This window comes from Salibacterium halotolerans (genome assembly GCF_900115625.1).
Lineage (GTDB): Bacteria > Bacillota > Bacilli > Bacillales > Marinococcaceae > Salibacterium > Salibacterium halotolerans.
This window is the reverse complement of sequence record NZ_FOXD01000007.1, coordinates 143,280-162,938: the sequence shown is the minus strand read 5'-3', so window position 1 is coordinate 162,938 and position 19,659 is coordinate 143,280. Positions and strand designations below refer to the sequence as shown.

16 protein-coding genes and 1 pseudogene are annotated in these 19,659 nt (G+C 47.1%); 16 read left to right on the top strand and 1 reads right to left on the bottom strand.

Going from position 1 to position 19,659, the window contains the following annotated elements; genetic code table 11:
- Positions 1-238: 238 nt before the first annotated feature.
- The 11 genes and pseudogenes from BM124_RS08105 (at position 239) to BM124_RS08055 (ending at position 13,059) form a co-directional block, all read left to right on the top strand.
- Positions 239-1,633, top strand: coding sequence for an IS1380 family transposase (locus BM124_RS08105; protein WP_342028612.1), 1,395 nt, complete (start codon positions 239-241; stop codon positions 1,631-1,633).
- Between the two features lie 444 nt (positions 1,634-2,077).
- Positions 2,078-2,320: pseudogene (locus BM124_RS08100) on the top strand (AAA family ATPase); the annotation flags it as partial.
- A gap of 271 nt (positions 2,321-2,591) precedes the next feature.
- Complete coding sequence (locus tag BM124_RS08095; RefSeq protein WP_093336640.1) at positions 2,592-3,338, top strand: IclR family transcriptional regulator; 747 nt, start codon at positions 2,592-2,594, stop codon at positions 3,336-3,338.
- 30 nt (positions 3,339-3,368) lie between these two features.
- Entirely contained in the window at positions 3,369-4,268 is a 900-nt protein-coding gene (locus tag BM124_RS08090; protein ID WP_093336639.1) for a fumarylacetoacetate hydrolase family protein, read from the top strand.
- A gap of 10 nt (positions 4,269-4,278) precedes the next feature.
- Positions 4,279-5,304: a zinc-dependent alcohol dehydrogenase gene (locus BM124_RS08085; RefSeq protein ID WP_093336637.1), complete on the top strand. Its 1,026-nt coding sequence runs from the start codon at positions 4,279-4,281 to the stop codon at positions 5,302-5,304.
- A 15-nt stretch (positions 5,305-5,319) separates the two neighbouring features.
- Complete coding sequence (gene rhmD, locus BM124_RS08080; protein ID WP_093336636.1) at positions 5,320-6,504, top strand: L-rhamnonate dehydratase; 1,185 nt, start codon at positions 5,320-5,322, stop codon at positions 6,502-6,504.
- A gap of 108 nt (positions 6,505-6,612) precedes the next feature.
- Positions 6,613-7,956: a GntP family permease gene (locus BM124_RS08075; protein WP_093336635.1), complete on the top strand. Its 1,344-nt coding sequence runs from the start codon at positions 6,613-6,615 to the stop codon at positions 7,954-7,956.
- 353 nt (positions 7,957-8,309) lie between these two features.
- Positions 8,310-10,310 carry an alpha-L-fucosidase gene (locus BM124_RS08070; protein ID WP_170841040.1) on the top strand — a complete coding sequence of 667 codons (2,001 nt, stop codon included), beginning with the start codon at positions 8,310-8,312 and terminating at the stop codon, positions 10,308-10,310.
- A gap of 519 nt (positions 10,311-10,829) precedes the next feature.
- Positions 10,830-11,747, top strand: a complete 918-nt coding sequence (locus tag BM124_RS08065; RefSeq protein ID WP_093336632.1) for an aldo/keto reductase — start codon at positions 10,830-10,832, stop codon at positions 11,745-11,747.
- A gap of 3 nt (positions 11,748-11,750) precedes the next feature.
- Positions 11,751-12,410, top strand: a complete 660-nt coding sequence (locus BM124_RS08060; RefSeq protein WP_093336631.1) for an HAD family hydrolase — start codon at positions 11,751-11,753, stop codon at positions 12,408-12,410.
- Between the two features lie 274 nt (positions 12,411-12,684).
- A complete protein-coding gene (locus BM124_RS08055) occupies positions 12,685-13,059 on the top strand; it encodes a YbaN family protein (protein ID WP_093336629.1) in 375 nt (124 codons plus the stop codon).
- Between the two features lie 138 nt (positions 13,060-13,197).
- On the opposite strand, the gene BM124_RS08050 is transcribed toward BM124_RS08055, so the two are convergent.
- Positions 13,198-13,401: a hypothetical protein gene (locus tag BM124_RS08050; protein ID WP_093336628.1), complete on the bottom strand. Its 204-nt coding sequence runs from the start codon at positions 13,399-13,401 to the stop codon at positions 13,198-13,200.
- A 221-nt stretch (positions 13,402-13,622) separates the two neighbouring features.
- Between BM124_RS08050 and BM124_RS08045 the strand changes: the two genes are divergently transcribed.
- From BM124_RS08045 to BM124_RS08025, 5 genes are all read left to right on the top strand, one after another.
- Positions 13,623-14,600: a Gfo/Idh/MocA family protein gene (locus BM124_RS08045; RefSeq protein ID WP_093336667.1), complete on the top strand. Its 978-nt coding sequence runs from the start codon at positions 13,623-13,625 to the stop codon at positions 14,598-14,600.
- A gap of 78 nt (positions 14,601-14,678) precedes the next feature.
- Positions 14,679-16,076, top strand: coding sequence for a hypothetical protein (locus BM124_RS08040; protein ID WP_093336626.1), 1,398 nt, complete (start codon positions 14,679-14,681; stop codon positions 16,074-16,076).
- A gap of 195 nt (positions 16,077-16,271) precedes the next feature.
- Positions 16,272-16,655, top strand: coding sequence for a GntR family transcriptional regulator (locus BM124_RS08035; protein WP_090926921.1), 384 nt, complete (start codon positions 16,272-16,274; stop codon positions 16,653-16,655).
- Positions 16,648-17,550 carry an ABC transporter ATP-binding protein gene (locus BM124_RS08030; RefSeq protein ID WP_093336625.1) on the top strand — a complete coding sequence of 301 codons (903 nt, stop codon included), beginning with the start codon at positions 16,648-16,650 and terminating at the stop codon, positions 17,548-17,550. The genes BM124_RS08035 and BM124_RS08030 overlap by 8 nt, the downstream gene beginning before the upstream one ends.
- A complete protein-coding gene (locus BM124_RS08025; protein WP_093336623.1) occupies positions 17,525-19,519 on the top strand; it encodes a hypothetical protein in 1,995 nt (664 codons plus the stop codon). Before BM124_RS08030 ends, BM124_RS08025 begins: the two co-directional genes overlap by 26 nt.
- The last annotated feature ends 140 nt before the right edge of the window (positions 19,520-19,659 follow it).

The following is a 19,659-nucleotide window of genomic DNA, read 5'->3' as shown; positions in this document are numbered from 1 at the left end:
GATTTCCTTTTTTCCTCCAAGGTAGCCTCTCTATCTCAAAAGGAGTCACACCTTATTTATTTTAAAAATGTGTCTTGACAAAGGGGTCCACTTTATGAATCCGTGATGATATCTTTCGACATCCCCTTAAAAACCTTGATAAAATAGGGGGTAAGATTCTATTCATCTTATTGGATGAATGCGCCCGGAAGGTGAAAAAATGAAACGTCGATTTGATATCCAATGAACGGATGATTATATTATATCTGCCAGCGGACTTCTTTTGATAGGGGAACTCCTTCAATCCTTGAACTTACATAAACGTCTCCATTTCTTATCCATGCCCGGTTTAACATCGTCGGCCGCCATTTCCCACCGAGATGTCGTATACAGCTATCTCGGCCTTCTCTCTCAAGGGAAAAATGATTTTGACTGGATGGAAGAATCCCGCGGTGATGTCTTTTTCCAACAATCCCTTGGTCTTCAAGGAGTCGCGTCTTCCCCGACACTGCGGCAGCGTTTCAATCAACTGGCCCAGCATCCGGAAACCCTCCCGTTGATATGGGAGGAAAACACCCGGTTCTTAAAACAACGGTCGTCTTCGCTTACTCCGACCGTTGTATCAACCGATACAACACAGAAGGCGGACGATCTGTCTCTTCTTCCTCTTGATGTAGACCATTCTCCGTTTGATAACAGCGGAACCAAAAAAGAAGGCGTTCGTTTCACGTATAAAAAGATCGAAGGTTATAATCCTGCTTTTGCTTACTTAGGGGAAGAAGGACACCTGGTCTATGCTCAGCTGCATGAAGGGAACGAACATGTGCAGAAAAGCATGCCGGAGGTTCTTCAACAGGCCTTGACTTCCGCCAAAGAAATTACTTCGGAACGACTTTGTGTCCGCATGGATGGAGGAAATGATGCCCAAGAAAACTTGGAGCTGTGTGACGACCATGGTGCTGACTTTATTATCAAACGGAACCCGCGCCGAGAATCACCGGAAGCATGGCTGGCTCATGCTGAACAACATGGAACAGCTTCAAATCCCCGAGAAGGAAAGACGATCTATACCGGCCGCATTTCGGTTTCCGGTGTCCTGGAAGAGCGTCCAGTCTATCAAGTCTACCGTCTCGTGGTACGAACTATCATGAAAGACGGGCAGATCAACATGTTCCCGGACATAGAGTTCCAGCGTTTTTGGACATCCCTGGATCTGCCGGCCGAAACCATTATCCATCTCTACAAGCAGCATGGGACCTGCGAACAATTTCACAGCGAGTTGAAATCTGATATGGATGTAGAAAGGTTCCCCTCGGGAACGTTCGCAACGAACGCGCTTGTGCTGGCTCTTGGATCCCTGGCCTATAATCTACTTCGTTCCATTGGACAGGATGTACTACGTGGTAATGATCTTCCTGTCTCGAAAAACGTTTTCCGCCAGCGGTTAAAGACGGTTATCCAGCACATGATTTTGTTTGCTTCACGCATGGTTCAGCATGCACGTGAACAACGTCTTTCCCTATTTCGCGGCCACCCCTGGAAAGCCTGTTTTGCCCGTTTATTCCATCGGTATGCCCCCCCCCATAAAAAGACAACATACCCTCTTTTGCTTCAGCCTCTCCTATCGATTAGCGAACCTATAGAAACCCTGTAGGTTTCTTTGTGTTGCCGTAAGCAACCTTTTCCAAAAGAGAAGAAAACGAAAGCAGGAGCGGAAGGCGGCGACATTTGAAGGTTCATCGGCTAAAAGCGGTCACGTCCTGTGACCAACGCCGATGCTGGAACCTCCTGTTCGTCGAAGCAGCAGCCGAAGATCCTATCAAACGGAGGCTCCCACGACGGGAGTCAGATCGGTGTTGGCACAGAACGTGCCGAACTTAACCGATCTTCCTCTACAGGATATAGCTGAGGCACTGCCCGCGGCAAAGAAGACACGGTGAGCCCAGGCGAACCGATGTCGCTCTTGTACTCCGGAGTAAAAACGTCCGCCTGCAGTGGATGCCTATTTATCTTCAACGTATACCTGAAGTAAAAACGAGTTATAGATATAGGGCGAAACTTCACTCAAACAATAACTCTCTTTATCACGGATTCAGGCAAAGATGAATCGCATCATATTTTGGAATATAAATGGGGATAATTAGGTCTTTCCATTAAACTTGAAGACTTTTCCGATTATGAAGCAAATACTAGCATAATTAAAATTACTAATGGAAATTTTAGGATCATACAAAGACTGTTCACGCAGATTGATCGAATACTCGAAATAAATGGACTGGATACGATAACAACAGAAGTGGTTGAAGCTGCACGAGACAGTTTGGTAATCGGCATTAAATAAACTGCTGAATAAAAGCCATCAATGATTAAAAAAGATGGCTTTATTTTATGTGCTTAAAGTGCAAAATAATACCCAAAAAGGTGCAAAATAACGATCAAATTGACACTTAAGTGGATCGTGCCAGAAAATTTACGGTTTACAAAAGTAGGGCTGTAAGTATGTAAAAAAAGAGAAAAGATTTTGACAATGATGTTTTTTATGTTACGATTAATACAGTTCAAAATAAAAAACTTAGTTTATTATAATAAACTAAGCAAGGAGGGGGATAAAATTGGCTCCGAAGTATTGGGTGCCTGCTTTGGAAAGAGCAAATATTATTATCGAATTGATTGCGCAGTTCCCTTCGCAGCTACGTTTGATCGATATCTCCAATAAACTCGAGATCAACAAAAGCTCCATGTATTCACTCTTGCATACACTCGAGACGATGGGATGGATAAAAAAGGACAAAAACGAAACTTATTCGCTCGGACCAGTGCTCGGTTCTTTCGCCTCTGCATATTACCGCCAATTCGATATTTTGGAAACGTTCTCAATGGAAGCGGGCAAGGCTGTTGAAGTCGTTGATGAGCACATACAACTTGGGAAGCTGTACGATGCGGAAGTGTTTTACCTTGCAAGAGAAGAGGGGAGTTCCCCGGCACGATTAGTAACAGATCCAGGGATGAGATTTCCAGCTCACGCCTCCGCTATTGGAAAAATACAACTGATGCAGCATACCTATGAGAGGTTACACGAACTATTTCCGGAAAAAGATCTTCTAAAAAAAACAGAGAATACAGTGGGCCATATCGATGAATTGTGGAAGCAGTTGCAGCAAGCCGCCGAAGACGGATATGTTGTAGAAGAGCAGGAAGGCTCGCTCGGATTCTGCTGTGTGGCAGCGCCTATATACAATCAGGAAGAACAGTTGATAGCAGGGGTTAGTTTTACAATGATCGCCAATAACTGGCCTGAAAAAAAAGAGCTCGCAACCGGTGAAATTATGAAACTTGCAAAACAGTTATCTACGAACTAAAAGACATAATATTTTAGAAAGGATGAAAAAATGCATTTACTTACATTTGAAATAAAAACGGGAGAGACGAAAATCGGAGTACGGTTCAACGAAGAGGTTTATTCGTTGAATGCAGTCATTAGGGCATATAATGAAACAGAAAGAAAAAGCATTGCAGAAGAAACAAGTCTGGAGTCTATCATACAGAAAAATGAGCTTTCCGGTATAAGAGAGGCTTGGAATTGGGCGCTGGAAAACCGCGGTAAGACGGAAACTTCACGGTACGCCATCCAAGATGTAAAGGTGAAAGAACCCCTCTCGAACCCGGGAAAGGTCGTTTGTGTCGGCAATAACTACATGGACCATTGTATAGAGCAAAACGTGGCACCTCCGAAAAAGCCAATGATTTTTTCGAAATGGGCAACGTCCCTTATCGGAAATGGAGAGACCATCGAACTTCCAGAAGAATCAGAGCAGGTGGATTATGAAGTAGAATTAACTGTGGTTATTGGAAAAACAGCAAGAAACGTAACAGAAGAAGAAGCGATGGATTACGTATTTGGTTACACCATCATGAATGATGTCAGTGCCCGCGATGTTCAGTTTGAGGACGTGCAGTGGGTAAGAGGGAAATCTTACGATACCTTTGCTCCGCTTGGCCCGGTTATTGTAACAAAAGATGAAATTGAAGATCCTCACAATCTGGGGATATCACTAGAAATAAATGGGGAAAAGCTGCAGGATTCCAATACAAGTAACCTTATTTTCAAGATTCCTTACATTATTTCTTACTTATCCCAAGGATTCACCTTTGAACCTGGAGACATCATTGCTACAGGTACACCTCATGGCGTCGGTGTGTTCCGGGACCCACAGATCTTTCTGCAATCAGGAGACACATGCAAACTCGATATTGAATCCATCGGTACACTAGAAAATAAAGTGAGATAGGAGGTTAATCATGAAAGTACTGGCATGGAATGGACCAAAACAGTTGGACATGGAAGAGCGAAACATCCCGGATCCCGGAGAACAGGAAGTGTTAATTAAGGTGAATGTCGCCGGCATATGCGGTTCTGAAATAGAAGGTTTTCTTGGACACAACAGTCTGAGAGTACCACCCCTTATTATGGGACATGAATTTTGCGGATATGTAGAAAAGACAGGAAAACAGGTGGACCATATTGCAAGCGGAACAAAAGTCGTTGTAAATCCTCTGATTCATTGCGGGCGCTGTGACAAATGTCGCAAAGGACTGGAGAATTTATGTGATCACCGACAGATTATCGGTATCCACCAGTCAGGGGCATTTGCTGATTATGTGATAGTACCGGAGAGCACGGTAGTGGAAGTACCGAAATCTCTCGATTCTTACACCGCTTCTTTGGCAGAGCCGCTCGCCTGTTGTTTCCGTGCTGTTCGACGAGCCCTCCACCAGCATCCCCTTGCGAATATCTTTATTTATGGAGCTGGCACCATCGGTGTGTTAAGTGCATTTGTCGCAGAAATTCTCGGGGCCAACCGCGTTATTATGGCAGATATTAATGAAGAACGTCTTGCCACTATGCAAAAAGCAGGTATTAAACATACTGTGAATCCAAATAACCAGGACGTAAAAGACGAGATTCAAAAGACAGCCGGAGATAAGGGAATTGATATCATTATAGATGCAGCCGGTTTTATGCCGACGAGAACCCAAGCCTCAGAAATAATTAATTCTGGAGGCATCATCATGAATGTTGGGCTTGGAATCAATGAAACCCCCCTGCCAATTAATGACTTCATCAGAAATGAAGTCACAGTGCTTGGGTCCTTCTGTTACTCGAAAAAGGATTTTCACGACGCTGTTCAGCTGCTGATTGAAGGAGAAATTGATCCGAAGAACTGGTCGGAAGTACGGGAACTCCAGGACGGTCAGCAGGCGTTTACGGATTTAATAGAAGGAAAGGTGAAAAACAGTAAGATCTTTCTTGAAATTAATAAATAAGAGGGGGTAGAAAATATGGGAGTAACCGGACACAAAATCAAAAAAATCCGCGCATACGTAGTGAGTGGAGGTGGAGGTGACTATCACGACCAGGAAGAAGAGCACTGGATTGTGAAACAGGTCTCCACGCCAATGAGTATTTACCCGGAATATAAACAAACACGAACCAGCTTCGGTATTAATGCATTGAAAACGCTGGTGGTGGAAGTAGAAGCGGATAATGGTGAGACAGGTTTCGGTGTATCTACAGGCGGCTATCCTGCTGCTTGGATTGTCATGAACCATTTAGACCGTTTTATCGAAGGCCAGCCCGTGGAAAACATTGAAAAAATGTGGGATCAGATGTATAAAGGCTCCCTCTTTTACGGAAGAAAAGGAATTGTTATGAATGCGATTTCAGCAATTGACTTGGCATTATGGGACCTACTAGGACATTTAAGAGATGAGCCTGTGTACGCAATGATCGGGGGAAAAGTCCGTGAAGAGCAGCCCTGCTACGCTACAGGACCCAGACCGGACCTTGCTAAGGATATGGGCTTTATCGGCGGGAAGATGCCGTTAACTTACGGTCCGGATGATGGAGAAACCGGTCTGCGTAAAAATATGAAACAGGCTGAAGAGATGAGAAAAAAAGTCGGGGAAGATTTTTGGCTCATGTGGGACTGCTGGATGTCACTTGACCTGCCTTACGCCCAAAAGCTGATGCAAAAGTCATCCGAACTGAATTTTAAATGGGTAGAAGAATGCTTTAACCCTGATGACTACTGGGCATACCGCGACCTTAAGAAACGGGCGCCGAACAATATGTTGATCACAGGCGGGGAGCATGAAGCAACAAGATATGGTTTCCGAATGTTGCTGGAATTCTGTGACATGGATATTCTCCAGGCAGATGTCGGCTGGTGCGGCGGTCTAACAGAACTTATTAAAATAGGAAATCTTGCCGAAAGTTACGGTAAGTATGTTGTTCCTCATGGAAGCGGTATTTACAGCTACCACTATGTTATCACAAAAACAAATAGTCCATTTGCTGAATATCTCATGATGAGCCCGAAAGCCGACCAAGTCGTGCCGCAGTTTCAACCTTTGCTGGAAGGAGAAATTCTACCCGAAAATGGAAAAATCAAAATGAACGATAAACCCGGATTTGGAGTAACGTTGAATAAAAACGCCGGCCTGCAATTGATTGAAAAAGGCTAAGTTTGAAAGCGCTTTAAAGTCTGAAAGTCGGGATCTTGTTATAAAGATCCTCTCTTTCTTTTTTATTAAATGTTAAATGTTTTATAAAATTTTGAAAAGGATGATAAGATGTCTGATGATGTACAATTGTTAGTATATTTAGCTTTATCTTTAGGCGTTCTTTTACTAATAGTATTAAAGTTTAATATTAATGCCGCGATTGCATTAATTTTTGCTTCCCTGTTTATGGGAATTGCTTCTGGTCTTGGTCTGATGGGTACATTGGGTGGAATAACAGAAGGGTTTGGCGGAATGATGGGCGAGCTTGGAATCCCTATTGGGCTGGGTGTTATTTTAGGGAAACTCATTTCAGATTCAGGCGGAGCATATTCTATTGCAACTTCTATTCTAAACAGATCATCTGAAAAACTGGCTTTCTATTCCTTGGGAGCCGCATCCTTTGTGTTAGCCATTCCGGTATTTTTCGATGTTGCATTTATAATACTAGTTCCTTTAGCTGTTCAGATTGGAAAGCAATTAAACAAACCGCTGCCTTATTCTGTAGGATCTATTATTGTTGGGGCTGCCATAGCACATACATTGGTTCCACCTACGCCTAATCCTCTGGCATCAGCAAGTATATTTGGTTTCGATTTGGGAATTATGCTTGTTGTAGGAGCAATAATTGGAATGGTAGCGACCCTCCTAACAATAAAGATATATTTTATTATTCTTGACAAAGGTTTTTGGAAAGCGGAAACAGATGAGGATCAGGCGATGGAAAACCCATACGGAAGCTTAGATATACCTTCCAATCCACCTTCTGCATTGATGGCGTTGATACCTATTATATTACCTAGTTTGATGATAGTGATTGGCTCTTTTGGAAACGTTTTCTTCGAAGAAAATCCAGCCATTGTTTCGTTTTTAAGTCATAGAATTATTGCATTATTGGTGGGTACGATTGCAGCCTATTTCGTTGCGGCTAAATCACTAAATAAACAGAGAAGAGACAATTCTTCCTCCGAAGCGATGCAGGTAGCTGGTATTGTATTTCTTATAACCGGGGCAGGAGGAGCTTTTGGAACGATCATACAAAATACAGGGATTGATGAGGCGATTAAAAACATTTTTGTAAGCGATGCTCAAACCACAATCAGTGTGTTGCTCGTGGCATTTTTTATGGGTGTTTTATTCCGGACAATAACCGGATCTGGAACGGTGGCAGGTATTACTACTATGACTATTATGGCAGGTGTAGTCACAGGGATGGATGTTCACCCCGTGTGGGTAGCCATGGCATCGCTGTCGGGTGGTTTAATGCTTGGTCATGTGAATGACAGCGGTTTTTGGATCACAACCAAAATAGCTGGTCTTAGTATGAAAGGTGGACTGAAAACATATACCACAAGTGAAGCTATTTCTGGTATTGTTGTTTTGCTTATAACCATCATTGGTGCCCATATTTTTTAAAGGGAATTATATTAAAAGTTCAAGCTGTGCAAATTCAGCTTAGTTTTGGCTTTTGCAAAAACGTGACTATAATATATTTTAACAGTAATGTTAACAATGGGTGAACACTTACACAAATATGAATCAGCCATTCTAGGTGCATCCCGCTTTACCTATTTTATGAGGTCTGGTTTATGAGTACTTGTGATGAGTATTGTTATTATAGGCTTTGTTCAGTTTTTGAAGAATTTGTAATGAAACTCCATTTCTCTTTAGTGAAATGGAGTTTTTATTTTTCAAAAAGGATATATAAAAGAAAAGTAGAAAAATGATTGAAGGGAAAAGGTTATAGAATACTTAGAGGAGGTGACATATTGGGATTACCATTTAGGCAGGTACACCTGGATTTTCATACGTCGCCGCACATTCCGGATGTGGGACGTGATTTTAATCCCGAAGCTTTTGCAGAAGTATTGAAGGACAGTTTTGTCGATTCCGTCACGGTGTTTGCGAAGTGCCATCACGGGTATTCTTATTATCCGACCCGCATCGGTACGAAGCATCCGTCGCTGCGGCGGGATATGCTTGGTGAAATGATCGACGCCTGTCACGCCCGCGGCATTCGGGTACCGGTGTACACGACGGTAGTGTGGGACGAACTGGCGGCGGGGAACAATGCCTGGCGCCAGGTGGACCGGGATGGAAAATTGGTTGGGCAGACGCCGCTTGGCAGCGAAGATAACCGAGATGCGGCCGGCTGGAAGTGGCTCTGCATGAACAGTCCGTATGTCGATTATTTGGAATCGCATACAAAGGAGTTTGTCCGGGATTACAATTTAGATGGTGTTTTTTTCGATATTGTCCACCAGACGAGACCGGGCTGCGTGTGCCCGCACTGCCTTGAGCAGATGGAGAAGCTTGGACTGGAACCGGAAGATACAGAGGATCTGCTCCGGCACAGTCTGATCACAGAACGAAAGACGATGGAGCGGCTGGAACAAATCGTGCACGGTGTTAAACCGGAACTGCCGGTTTTTTTCAACGGCCGTGTCCGGCTGGACCGTAACGCGGAAGCGGGAATCCGTCCGGAGATGTCATGGATGACGCATGTGGACATCGAATCCTTGCCCGGTGGTCTTTGGGGGTATAACCATTTTCCATTGTATGCCGCATTTTATAAAACGCTCGACTGTCCTTTTACCGGCATGACCGGACGGTTTCACACGATGTGGGGGGACTTTGGCAGTCTGAAGAACCAGGCGGCGCTGGAGTATGAATGTTTTCTGATGATGGCGCACGGCGCGGGCTGCGCTGTTGGCGACCAACTTCATCCGCGCGGAGCTCTTGATAAGGAGACGTACCGTTTAATCGCCGATGTGTACCAACAAGCGGTAGAAAAAGAAGAATGGTGCCGGGACGTGCGTCCGGTGGATGAGATCGGCGTGTTGATTTCCCAGGTGTCTGAAGGGGTGGCAAACGAACCGTCCAGTTTCAGTGATGAAGGAGCGATGCGCATGCTGACGGAGCTGCAGCGTCCGTTCTGCCTGCTGGATGAAGCGTCGGATTTTTCACGGGTACGGCTGATTATCGCGCCGGACCATGTCCCGTTTTCCGATACGCTTTTGGAGAAGATCAACGCGTTTATCAAGCAGGGCGGCAAACTTCTTCTGTCCCACCGTTCCGGGTTGAATGAAGCCGGAGAATGGGAGGTGCCGGCCGGTCTGCAGTATAAAGGGAAACTGCCGTATTCCCCGGATTACGTGAATGCGGCGGACGCGTTTGAAAGCCTGTCGGATACGGCGCAGGTGTTTTATGAACGGGGCAGCAGGGTGGATGTTTCTCCCGGTGCAGACGTGCTCGCTTATGTGCAGCGCCCCTTTTTCAACCGCACCCGGACGACGTACATGTCCCACTTTCATACGCCGGTGGATGAGGTCACAGATGATCCAGCGGTCGTCCGGGAGGGTGGTGTGATGTACTTGGCCCATCCCGTATTTGAATCCTACCGGCGGCACGGCAGCTTGGCTTACAAACAGCTGGCGTCGCAGTGCATCGATGCTCTGCTCCCCGAACCGGTGCTCGAGACCGATCTCCCTTCCACAGCACAGATCACGATTAATGACCAGCCGGATAAGAAGCGCCGGATGCTTCACGTGCTGCATTACATCCATCAGCGCCGGGCGGAAGGGCTGGACGTGCTCGAAGATGTCATTCCGCTGTATGGTATAACCGTGTCCCACCGGGTGGACGAAACGCCGCGGGAGGTGTACCTTGCTCCCTCGGAAGAAAAGCTGTCCTTTTCGTATGACAGGGGCGCGGTGAGCGTTACGATACCCGAAGTCCGCGGCCATCAGATTGTCGTGTTTCAGTTTTAGCCGCATCTAATTGATGCAGGGGCTGCCGAGTTACGTTTGTGCATCGGGAACAGGCGTAAACGTAACCTGGAGAGGTTCATGACGACGTTTATGGGTACCGACAGTGTTACAAACGTAACTGGGATAGATTCCGAGTTGCGTTCAGAGGTCCCGTAGGAGCGGCAAACGTCGTTGGGACTTTTCTAAAATGAAGTCAGCTATACAATCTTTTGATTTAAAGGTTGCAGGGAGACTGCCGGGTTGATGCAGGGCTGCCGAGTTGCGTTTATACCAAGTAAAAAGGCACAAACGTAACATAGAAGGGATCATGACGACGTTTACGGGAGCCAGTAGTGGTGCAAACGTAACTGGGATAGATTCCTAGTTACGTTTACGCACTCCGTAGATACCACAAACGGTTCCCGCGCCGCCACCATCCACCTGCCACCGGACATTAACCAGATAGATGCCGTGGCTGTCGTTTGGCGGCAGTTTGCCTTATAATAGAAAAAGCAAGAGTGAAAAAAGGAGGATCCATACATGAAGTACCGTACATTAGGAAAAACCGGCATGGATGTGTCGGTTATCGGCATGGGAACGTGGCAGTTCGGCGGAGAGTGGGGCAAAGACTACACCCAGCCCGAAGTGGACGCCATTTTTGATAAGGCGAGAGAAACCGGGATCAATCTGATTGACACGGCCGAGTGTTACGGCGATCACCTGTCCGAGGAATTTATCGGACGAGCTATTGAAAAAGACCGGGAAAACTGGGTGCTCGCAACAAAATTTGGACATAAGTTTCATGATCTCTATGAAAGGACGCGCCATTTCAGTGTGGATGACGTGCGGCAGCAGCTCGAGGATTCCCTGCGCGCGCTCCGTACCGACTACATCGATTTGTATCAGATGCATACCGGTGTCGGAGAAGAGTTCAAAAACGACGCCTTATGGACGATGCTCGATAAGCAGAAGCAGGAAGGCAAAATCCGTCACATCGGTCTATCCATCGGGAAGAAAGAAGACAGCTATCAAACGAAAAACGCGGCAGACACCGGGGCGGAAAGCATTCAGGTCATCTACAACCGGCTGGACCGTTCTCCGGAAGAAGACGTACTGCCGTCTGCCGAAGAACAGAATCTCGGCGTCCTTGCCCGCGTCCCGATGGCAAGCGGCTATTTGAGTGGCAAGTATAAGCCGGGCGCGCAGTTTGCGGACAATGACGTGCGGCACCGTCATGACCAGGATGAAACGCGTCAGACGCTTGAAAAAGTGGAAGAACTCGCCCGCACCGAAGTGCCGGATGGTGTCCCGATGGCGCAGTGGGCGCTCGCCTGGTGTTTGAAGCATGAAGCGGTGACCACCGTGATCCCGGGATGCAAGAACCCGGATCAGGTCGCATCAAACGCGGCAGCGGCCGATCTTGATATGGTGAGCGGCAGCCACCCGCAGTCGGTGTAGTCCATGGGACAAGACGTAAAAGCTGTTATTTTTGACTTTGACGGATTGATCATGGATACCGAAACGAGGCAGTTTGACGTGCTGCAGGAATTGTTCACGGAATACGGCACCGATCTGCCGCTCGAGGTATGGCAGCAGGAAATCGGCACGTCGACAGGATTCACGCCGGCTGATTATCTGGCGGCGCGTACGGGGAAAATGGTGCAGCAGGACATGTTTATCGAGCAGTTCCAGGAACGTTTTCTGGAACGGCTGAACGGAGAACCGGCCCTTCCGGGAGCAGAAGCCCGGATCCGCGAAGCCCGGGACAGGGGGCTGGCGGTCGGTCTGGCTTCAAGTTCCGACTTGGACTGGGTGTCCATGCATCTTAAGAACCTGGGGCTGTTTGATTATTTCTCCTGCATCCGTACCTCGGATGACGTGGAGCACGTGAAGCCGGATTCGGCGCTGTATGAACAGACTGCCCTCTGTCTCGACGTCCGGCCGGAAGAATGCGTCGTATTTGAAGACTCCGTCAACGGCGCCCTCGCTGCCGAACGTGCCGGCATGCGCTGCGTGATTGTACCGAATAAAGTTACCGAAACCCTGGTATTCGGGCACCATGACCGCCGGCTGGATTCACTTGAGGATACCACTCTCGACTCGCTTCTCCCATCTTTATAACCTGAACCTGCTGCCTCCCGGGCAGCAGGTTTTTTTACAGACACTATCGGGTTTAAAATGTCCGTTATATCAGGATACCGGACATTTTCCTTAAGTTTTCGGGAAGAAGTGTCCAGTAAAAAAAGATACGGGACAAAATGGGAGGCAAACTGTCTATAATCCACGGGTTACGGACAAAAGCAGAAGGGAAATCTCTCTAACTGCTGTCTGGTTTACGAAACGGCTGCGCCGATCTATAATATGTATAAATGATACATATTAAAGGGGCAAAACCATGATCACGTCGATAAAAAAAACACTCCTCCTATGTAGCGGCAGTCTCTGTGTTCTGCTCGGGCTGATCGGTATCGTGCTTCCGCTCGTGCCGACGACGCCGTTTCTCCTGCTCGCCGCCTGGTGCTACGCGAAATCGTCGCAGAAGCTGTACGACCGGCTGCTGCACACGAAATGGCTCGGCACCTACATCCACCAGTACCGGACGCAGCGGGCGCTTCCGCTCAAAACAAAATGGACTGCGCTGCTCGTATTGTGGGGCAGCGCCTTTTATTCGATTTTCTTTCTCGTTCCGCTCGTCATCATCCAGATTTTCTTAACCGGTGTCGTTCTTTATATCTCGTATTTTATTTTTTCATTGAAAACTTTACGCTGAATCCAGAGATTGCTAAGGCATAAAAAAAAGGCCCTTTTATCACCGGAAAATGACGATAGAAAAAGGGACCTCCCAAAAGAGGGATATTCACCGCACGGGAGTTTTGTTATATCAAAGAGTTTACTGATAAACAAAGATTTAATTCGTAGATTTGTTTAGCGTCAGCATTCCAGCTAAAATCAATACAAGAATAGCAGCTGTAAAAAGAACAGCCCCAATACTCCCTTTTCCAAACAAGGAAGTCAATACAACTTCAAATGACGGTACACCAATCGCTTGAAGGAAAGGTAAAACAATCACACTAATACATACTCCCAGTAAGAAATAGATTTTTTTAGGCATATCGTTCCACTTCCCCTTTTGCTTTTTACGAACATTTTCTTCTATGACATTTATAACATAAGGATGGATATTATATCCACCATTTCCTCTGCGGATATATCCCTTGTTTTATATTTTCATTACATACGTTATGCTGAATACAGAAGAATGCGTGATAATGTGCGTTGAGTATAGTATAATAAGGACAACTAGAAATAAAAAGGGGGACGCCGGCGGTGAAGATGGCAACGATCGGAACGAACTGGATCACAGAGGCCTTTATCGATGCGGCGCGCGGCGTGGATACGTTCCACCTGCATGCGGTGTATTCCAGAGACGAAGAGCGGGCCCGGGATTTCGCGGCCAAAACGGGAGCCGGTACATATTATGCGGATCTTGAGGCTATGTTCGGTGACGATGAACTGGATGCGGTCTACATCGCAAGCCCGACCCGGTATCACGCCGAGCAGGCCGCGGCGGCGATGGAACACGGCAGACATGTCATCTGCGAGAAACCGCTCTGCAGCAATGAGCAGGAAGCGCGTCACCTGATCGAGACCGCGCGGAAACATGACGTGGTGTTGATGGAAGCGGTGAAAAACCTTTATACCCCGGGTTTTCAAACTCTGCAGGAATGGCTGCCGAAAGTAGGCACTGTGCGTAAGGCCGTCTTTCATTTTTCCCAGTATTCGAGCCGTTATGATGCCTACCTGAACGGGGAAGTGCTGAACGCGTTCAAACCGTCGCTCTCCAATGGCGCGACGATGGATATCGGTGTGTACTGTCTGCACCCGCTCCAGCGCCTTTTCGGGGAACCGGAAGAAGTGAAAGCCACCGGCCACGTGCTCGAGAGCGGCGTGGACGGGGCAGCGAATGTGCTTCTTTCCTATGACGGCATGGATGCGGTGACCGCCTATTCGAAAATCACGGCGTCGAACAGCCCGAGTGAGATTCAAGGGGAGAAAGGGACCATCTATATCGACACGATCCATGAGATGCAGCATCTGACGTTTATTCCGGTGAAAGGGGAACCGGAAACGGTGGACATCAATCAGCAGCATCCGGATATGTATTACGAAGCGGCAGCGTTTATCGCTGACTGTGACACGAATGATACAACTTCATTACCTTGGCACGATTCGCAGATGGTGATGCGTCAGACCGACCGGATCCGAGAGGATCTGGGCGTTGTATTTGAGGCGGACCGGCTGCGGACGTGACTTCAGAAAAAGAAGCAGTCCCGCGCGCGGCTGCTTCTTTTTGTACGTGATTTACTATATTAAGGGAGGTTTTTCATAATGAACCAAACCGAATGCGTCATCACCGATGGAAAAAAACAGACGACGGTACGTCCCGCCGCTTCCATTGTATTTCTGCAGGGCAAAATGATAGAAGCCTGGGATAAAACAGGACAGGTTTACTACATGATCTTTTTCAAAAATGAGTACCTTACGACGATGAAAGCCGATCAGGTGCGGCGGCGTTCGTTTCTTGAAAAAGCACTGAAGCACGGCGCGGTCTATAAGGCGCCGCACCCGTTCATTGGGGAAGTCTTGTCGGATAGAACATCGTTTCCAAAGCGCGGCCTGAGCCAGCTCCGCGGCAAATTCCAGAGTCAGCACACCTATCAGGAAACCGCCCGCATGCTCACCTTTTTTGATGCATTCGTGTCCAAGAAAGATCTGTTTCAGGACATCCAGTCGTTTTACTACCAGCACCGCCGCACCGGCCAGTTGTTTCTCGGCTACCGGATTATCCGTGTGCTGATGGATTTCACACCGAAGCACAGCTGGGTCAAACAGCTCGCAAATGACATGGAATTTTCCACCTTTAAGGATATGTATCAGCGGATGGTACCGGAATTATGGGAAAAAGACCCCATCTATATGGAGAAAGCCTGCTATTACGAGCGCAGGTATCCGGAACGCGCCGCGGAGCTTCTTTCGTTTTTCAAAGAAGAAAAGCGCTGGGTGGACGCGTTTTCGCTGATGATGGATCAAATGCAGCGCGAGGGAGGCGGAGCATACTACGAAGAGCTGCTGCAGTGGCTCAACTTGTATTATGACAACGAAAGCCGGCAGCTGATTCTGGAGGATCTGCACACGAAAATGCCGTCCATCGAACGTCTGCCGCAGGATCTGCTCTCGATTTACCTGTCCCGTCATGATCTGGAGAACACGCTGCGCCTGCTCCAGCAGCACAGCATGACGCTGGGTGAGAAACAGGAAGCGGCACTTGAGGATATGCTGGAGACGATGGACCTGAAAACGGCCGGCGTGCGGCTAGATGATCTTCCTCTCTATATTGCGTCCATGTATGACAACCAGCCCCGTAAGGCAGAGAAAATTCTGCATCTGTGCGTGAACGAACTGCTTGCCGACCGGCCGCTTCAGGACGTCATCACGTGGCTCACGCCGATCCGGGAGAAATCGCATGCCTCTCCGACCATTCAACAGCTTGAAAAAATGAAAGCCTATCACGACGATCCGGAAAAGCAGCGCGAACTGGGTGAGATGCTGTATGATTTCAACCAGCTCGATCAGGCGGTGGACTGCTTCAGCTGGGAAATGGAAATGAACACGACCGATCCGGAACCTGTGCGCTGGCTCTCCAAGATCTACCTTGATCTCGGCCGCGATGCCGAATCGAAAGCCTACCAGGACCTGTACCGTAAAATGCAGAAAGCCAACGCCTGACCGTCTGACCCGGTTCAGGGCCCCGGCCGGAACGCGCAGCCTCCAGCGTGCCGGACGGGGCTTTTTTTTCTAAAAGGAATGGGAAATGTATCTTTACAAAAGACAGAAGAGCATTTATACTATCAATTGTATTAATAAATGTAATACAGAAAACACACCAGGCATACAAATCGGTAAAGCAGAGGAGGGGATGTTTTGTTCGAGCTTGATGTGCGGAGCCGGAAGCCGATTTATGAACAGCTGATGGACAATATCAAGGAACTCATTGTGACCAGTGTGTTACGGCCGGATGAGAAACTGCCGTCGGTACGCCACGTATCACAGGAACTGACGGTCAATCCGAACACTATTCAGAAAGCCTACCGCGAACTGGAGCGGCAGGGGTTTCTGTATTCCGCAAGCAGAAAGGGGTATTTTGTGGCACCGACCGACTGGATATCCAATGACCGCAAGTTGGAAGAGATGAAAGACCAGTTCCGGCCTCTTCTCAAAGAAGCCATCTACATGGGACTGACGAAAGAGGAGCTGCTGCGCTGGTTTGAGGAAGCAGAACAGGAAGGGGGAGACCATCGTGATTAACGTGGAGCATGTCACGAAGGCGTTTGAAAAAGAAAACGCTGTTCATGATCTGAATCTGTCGGTGAAACAAGGGTATATTTACGGTCTGCTCGGGTCAAACGGGGCCGGCAAAACAACACTTCTTAAAATACTCGCCGGCATTTACCGCCAGGACGAAGGAACGGTCCAGATCGACGGAGAACCGATCTATGAAAATGTGGAAAAGAAACAGAAAATGATTTTTATCCCGGATAATCCGTATTTTCTGCCGCAGGCCTCCATCAAACAGATGGCCGCTTATTACCGCTCTTTTTACCCGAACTGGAACGAAGAGCGTTATCAAAAGCTGGAGCAGGTGTTCCAGATTGATCCGAAACGAAAAATCCAACGGCTGTCGAAAGGAATGAAGCGCCAGGCCGCCTTTTGGCTCGCCCTTTCCGCGATGCCGGAGATCCTCATCCTCGACGAGCCGATTGATGGACTCGATCCGGTTATGCGTCAGAAGATTAAAAATCTATTGTTTCAGGATATCGCGGAGCGGGATGTAACGGTGATTATTTCCTCCCATAACCTCCGGGAGATCGAAGACATCTGCGACCAGGTCGGCATCATGCATAACGGCACGCTGCGCATCGAAAAAGAACTCGATGAGTTGAAGACCGACACACATAAAGTCCAGGCCGCCTTTGACTCCAACGAAACAAAAGAAAAGGCCGCTGCCGGATTGAACATTCTCCACGAAGAAAAACGCGGAAGCGTCTACCTGCTTATTGTCCGCGGAGATCGCGCCGCGATAGAGGAGCAGATCAAACCGTATGAGCCGCGCGTATTTGACCTGCTGCCACTGACGCTTGAAGAAATTTTCATTTACGAGATGGGAGGCATCGGCTATGAAATCGAAAGTGTCCTTCTTTAATCCGGGGATTCAAAAGCAGAATTTCAAACAGCATGGATGGATCGGTATTGTTATGCTGGTCGGATGGTTGTTTGTGCTGCCTTTGCGGATGATTATGATCGGAGAGAACATGAACAACGATTATCGTATTGATGTGGTGTATGACATCTCTCAGGGTCTCCAGTTTCCTTTGATTGCAGGGCTCTCCATTGCTGCCGGGATTTTCTTTTTTCGTTATCTTCAGCTGCCGGATGCCGCAGATATGATGCATAGTCTACCGGTAAAAAGGGTAAGTCTTTATTTCAACCATATCATCAGTGGTATTATCATGCTTGCTGCTCCCGTTTTGATAACGTCTACAGTTGTGTATTTCACAGCAGAAATGTATCCTCATTTCAACAACTTATCTATTGGAGATTTATGGAGCTGGGCCGCTAAATCAATTATTATGAGTTTGTTCTTTTTCCTGTTCACCGTATTCGTGAGTATGGCAACCGGCATATCGGCCGCCACGGGTATTCTGACTATTATATTATTGCTGTTGCCCTTAGGAATGTATACTCTTACGGTTGAAAACATGTCCCCCTATCTGTATGGTTTTCCTTCCGGATATACAAGCACTGAAATGATTGTTCCGTGGTCCCCGCTTATTTTTCTCAGTGTTATTAATGAGCTGGATGTTATGACAAAGGTCATGGCAGGCTACACGGTAGCAGTTGTTGTATTTGGAACCGCAGCGTTGGTGCTCTACAAATATAGAGCCGTCGAATCTGCGTCGGAGGCTATTACGTTTACGGTCCTGCGCCCCATTTTTAAATATGGAGTCACGTTTTGCGTAATGTTGGCGTTTGGCATTTATTATATGCAGTACAACAGCATTGGTTGGTTGATTTTCGGGTACATCTTCGGGTCCGTCGTCGGACTTCTTATCGCCGAAATGATTTTGAAAAAAACGTGGCGTGTATTCCGGCTCAGATTGCTGGCAGGGTATGCCGGATATGCGGCAGTCATTCTATTCCTTGGGCTTCTGCTCAGGTACGATGCGTTTGGTTATGAATCAGCTATTCCCGACAGTGAAGCGGTAGAAGGAGTTTACTTCGGTGAATCACTGAGTTCTTTACCTGGAACAGGAACGTTGATTGCTTCTTACGAAAAAGAACTAAGCAGAAAAAATCTGTACAGCGGTTCGGAATCCTATATTAATAGTGTTCAACAGCTGCACGAAGCGATACTGGAAGAGCGTCCAACGGAAGAGACCATTTCAGGGGAATCAGTCCGTTCGGTTTCCATTGCTTATAAATTGGAGAACGGTCGTAAAGTTGTACGTTGGTACGACAATGTACCGAAAGAAACATTTCAGGATGAATTGAGAGCAGTTATGGAGCATGATGCTTACACCATGCAGCACTTTAATTTAAATATGCTGCAACAGCCCATGACGTCGATAACTATTTCGAATCCGTCAGGCGGTTATGAACCGGTCTCTATTACCGAGCCGCAGCAGGTGCAGGAATTGAAGGATATATTGATTTCCGAATACAGTACGATGACATATGAAGCATTAAATAACCTTGATGAACGTTGGGGATATATTTATTTTAATCCTGAAAAGCAACCAGATACAGGATCACTTGAAAGCAGATATCCTTATCATAAATCTTTCGATGAAATAAGCCAGTGGCTTCAAACCAATGGTTATATTGAAAATATCCGCCCGACGATGCAGCAGGTTTCTTCCATGCAGGTTGCAGACGTTCGAAATTTGAATATGGACAACGATACACCGCGGAATATTTTCAGTAACAACATGGAAGGCTTAGATACCGCGGATGTCACATCCGAAGAAGCACGACAGATGATTATGAATCACTTCACCCGTGAGGAGCGGGGAAATTATGTTGTAAGGATTCAGTTAAACAACAATCAGACGGTTCATGGATACATCGAGCAGGAGGATCTGCCCGAATCGCTGCGTACTTCGTTTGAATGAAAAAATGCCTGCCGGGTAGATTACCCGGCAGGTTTTTTAATAGGATTAATGTTTTTTCAGCAGTTGAGGGCGATTATTCAGTGCTTGGCTGCTGGAATTCAGCGGTTACGCCTCGTCATTCAGCACTCAGTACGCACTAT

What these genes read in the sequence shown, in the direction of transcription:
- BM124_RS08040 (WP_093336626.1), top strand. Translation starts at nt 14,679, where the DNA reads ATGAACCAAACCGAATGCGTCATCACCGATGGAAAAAAACAGACGACG.
- BM124_RS08060 (WP_093336631.1), top strand. Translation starts at nt 11,751, where the DNA reads ATGGGACAAGACGTAAAAGCTGTTATTTTTGACTTTGACGGATTGATC.
- BM124_RS08090 (WP_093336639.1), top strand. Translation starts at nt 3,369, where the DNA reads ATGCATTTACTTACATTTGAAATAAAAACGGGAGAGACGAAAATCGGA.
- BM124_RS08045 (WP_093336667.1), top strand. Translation starts at nt 13,623, where the DNA reads ATGGCAACGATCGGAACGAACTGGATCACAGAGGCCTTTATCGATGCG.
- BM124_RS08050 (WP_093336628.1), bottom strand. Translation starts at nt 13,401, where the DNA reads ATGCCTAAAAAAATCTATTTCTTACTGGGAGTATGTATTAGTGTGATT.
- BM124_RS08085 (WP_093336637.1), top strand. Translation starts at nt 4,279, where the DNA reads ATGAAAGTACTGGCATGGAATGGACCAAAACAGTTGGACATGGAAGAG.
- BM124_RS08065 (WP_093336632.1), top strand. Translation starts at nt 10,830, where the DNA reads ATGAAGTACCGTACATTAGGAAAAACCGGCATGGATGTGTCGGTTATC.
- rhmD (WP_093336636.1), top strand. Translation starts at nt 5,320, where the DNA reads ATGGGAGTAACCGGACACAAAATCAAAAAAATCCGCGCATACGTAGTG.
- BM124_RS08025 (WP_093336623.1), top strand. Translation starts at nt 17,525, where the DNA reads ATGAAATCGAAAGTGTCCTTCTTTAATCCGGGGATTCAAAAGCAGAAT.
- BM124_RS08075 (WP_093336635.1), top strand. Translation starts at nt 6,613, where the DNA reads ATGTCTGATGATGTACAATTGTTAGTATATTTAGCTTTATCTTTAGGC.
- BM124_RS08055 (WP_093336629.1), top strand. Translation starts at nt 12,685, where the DNA reads ATGATCACGTCGATAAAAAAAACACTCCTCCTATGTAGCGGCAGTCTC.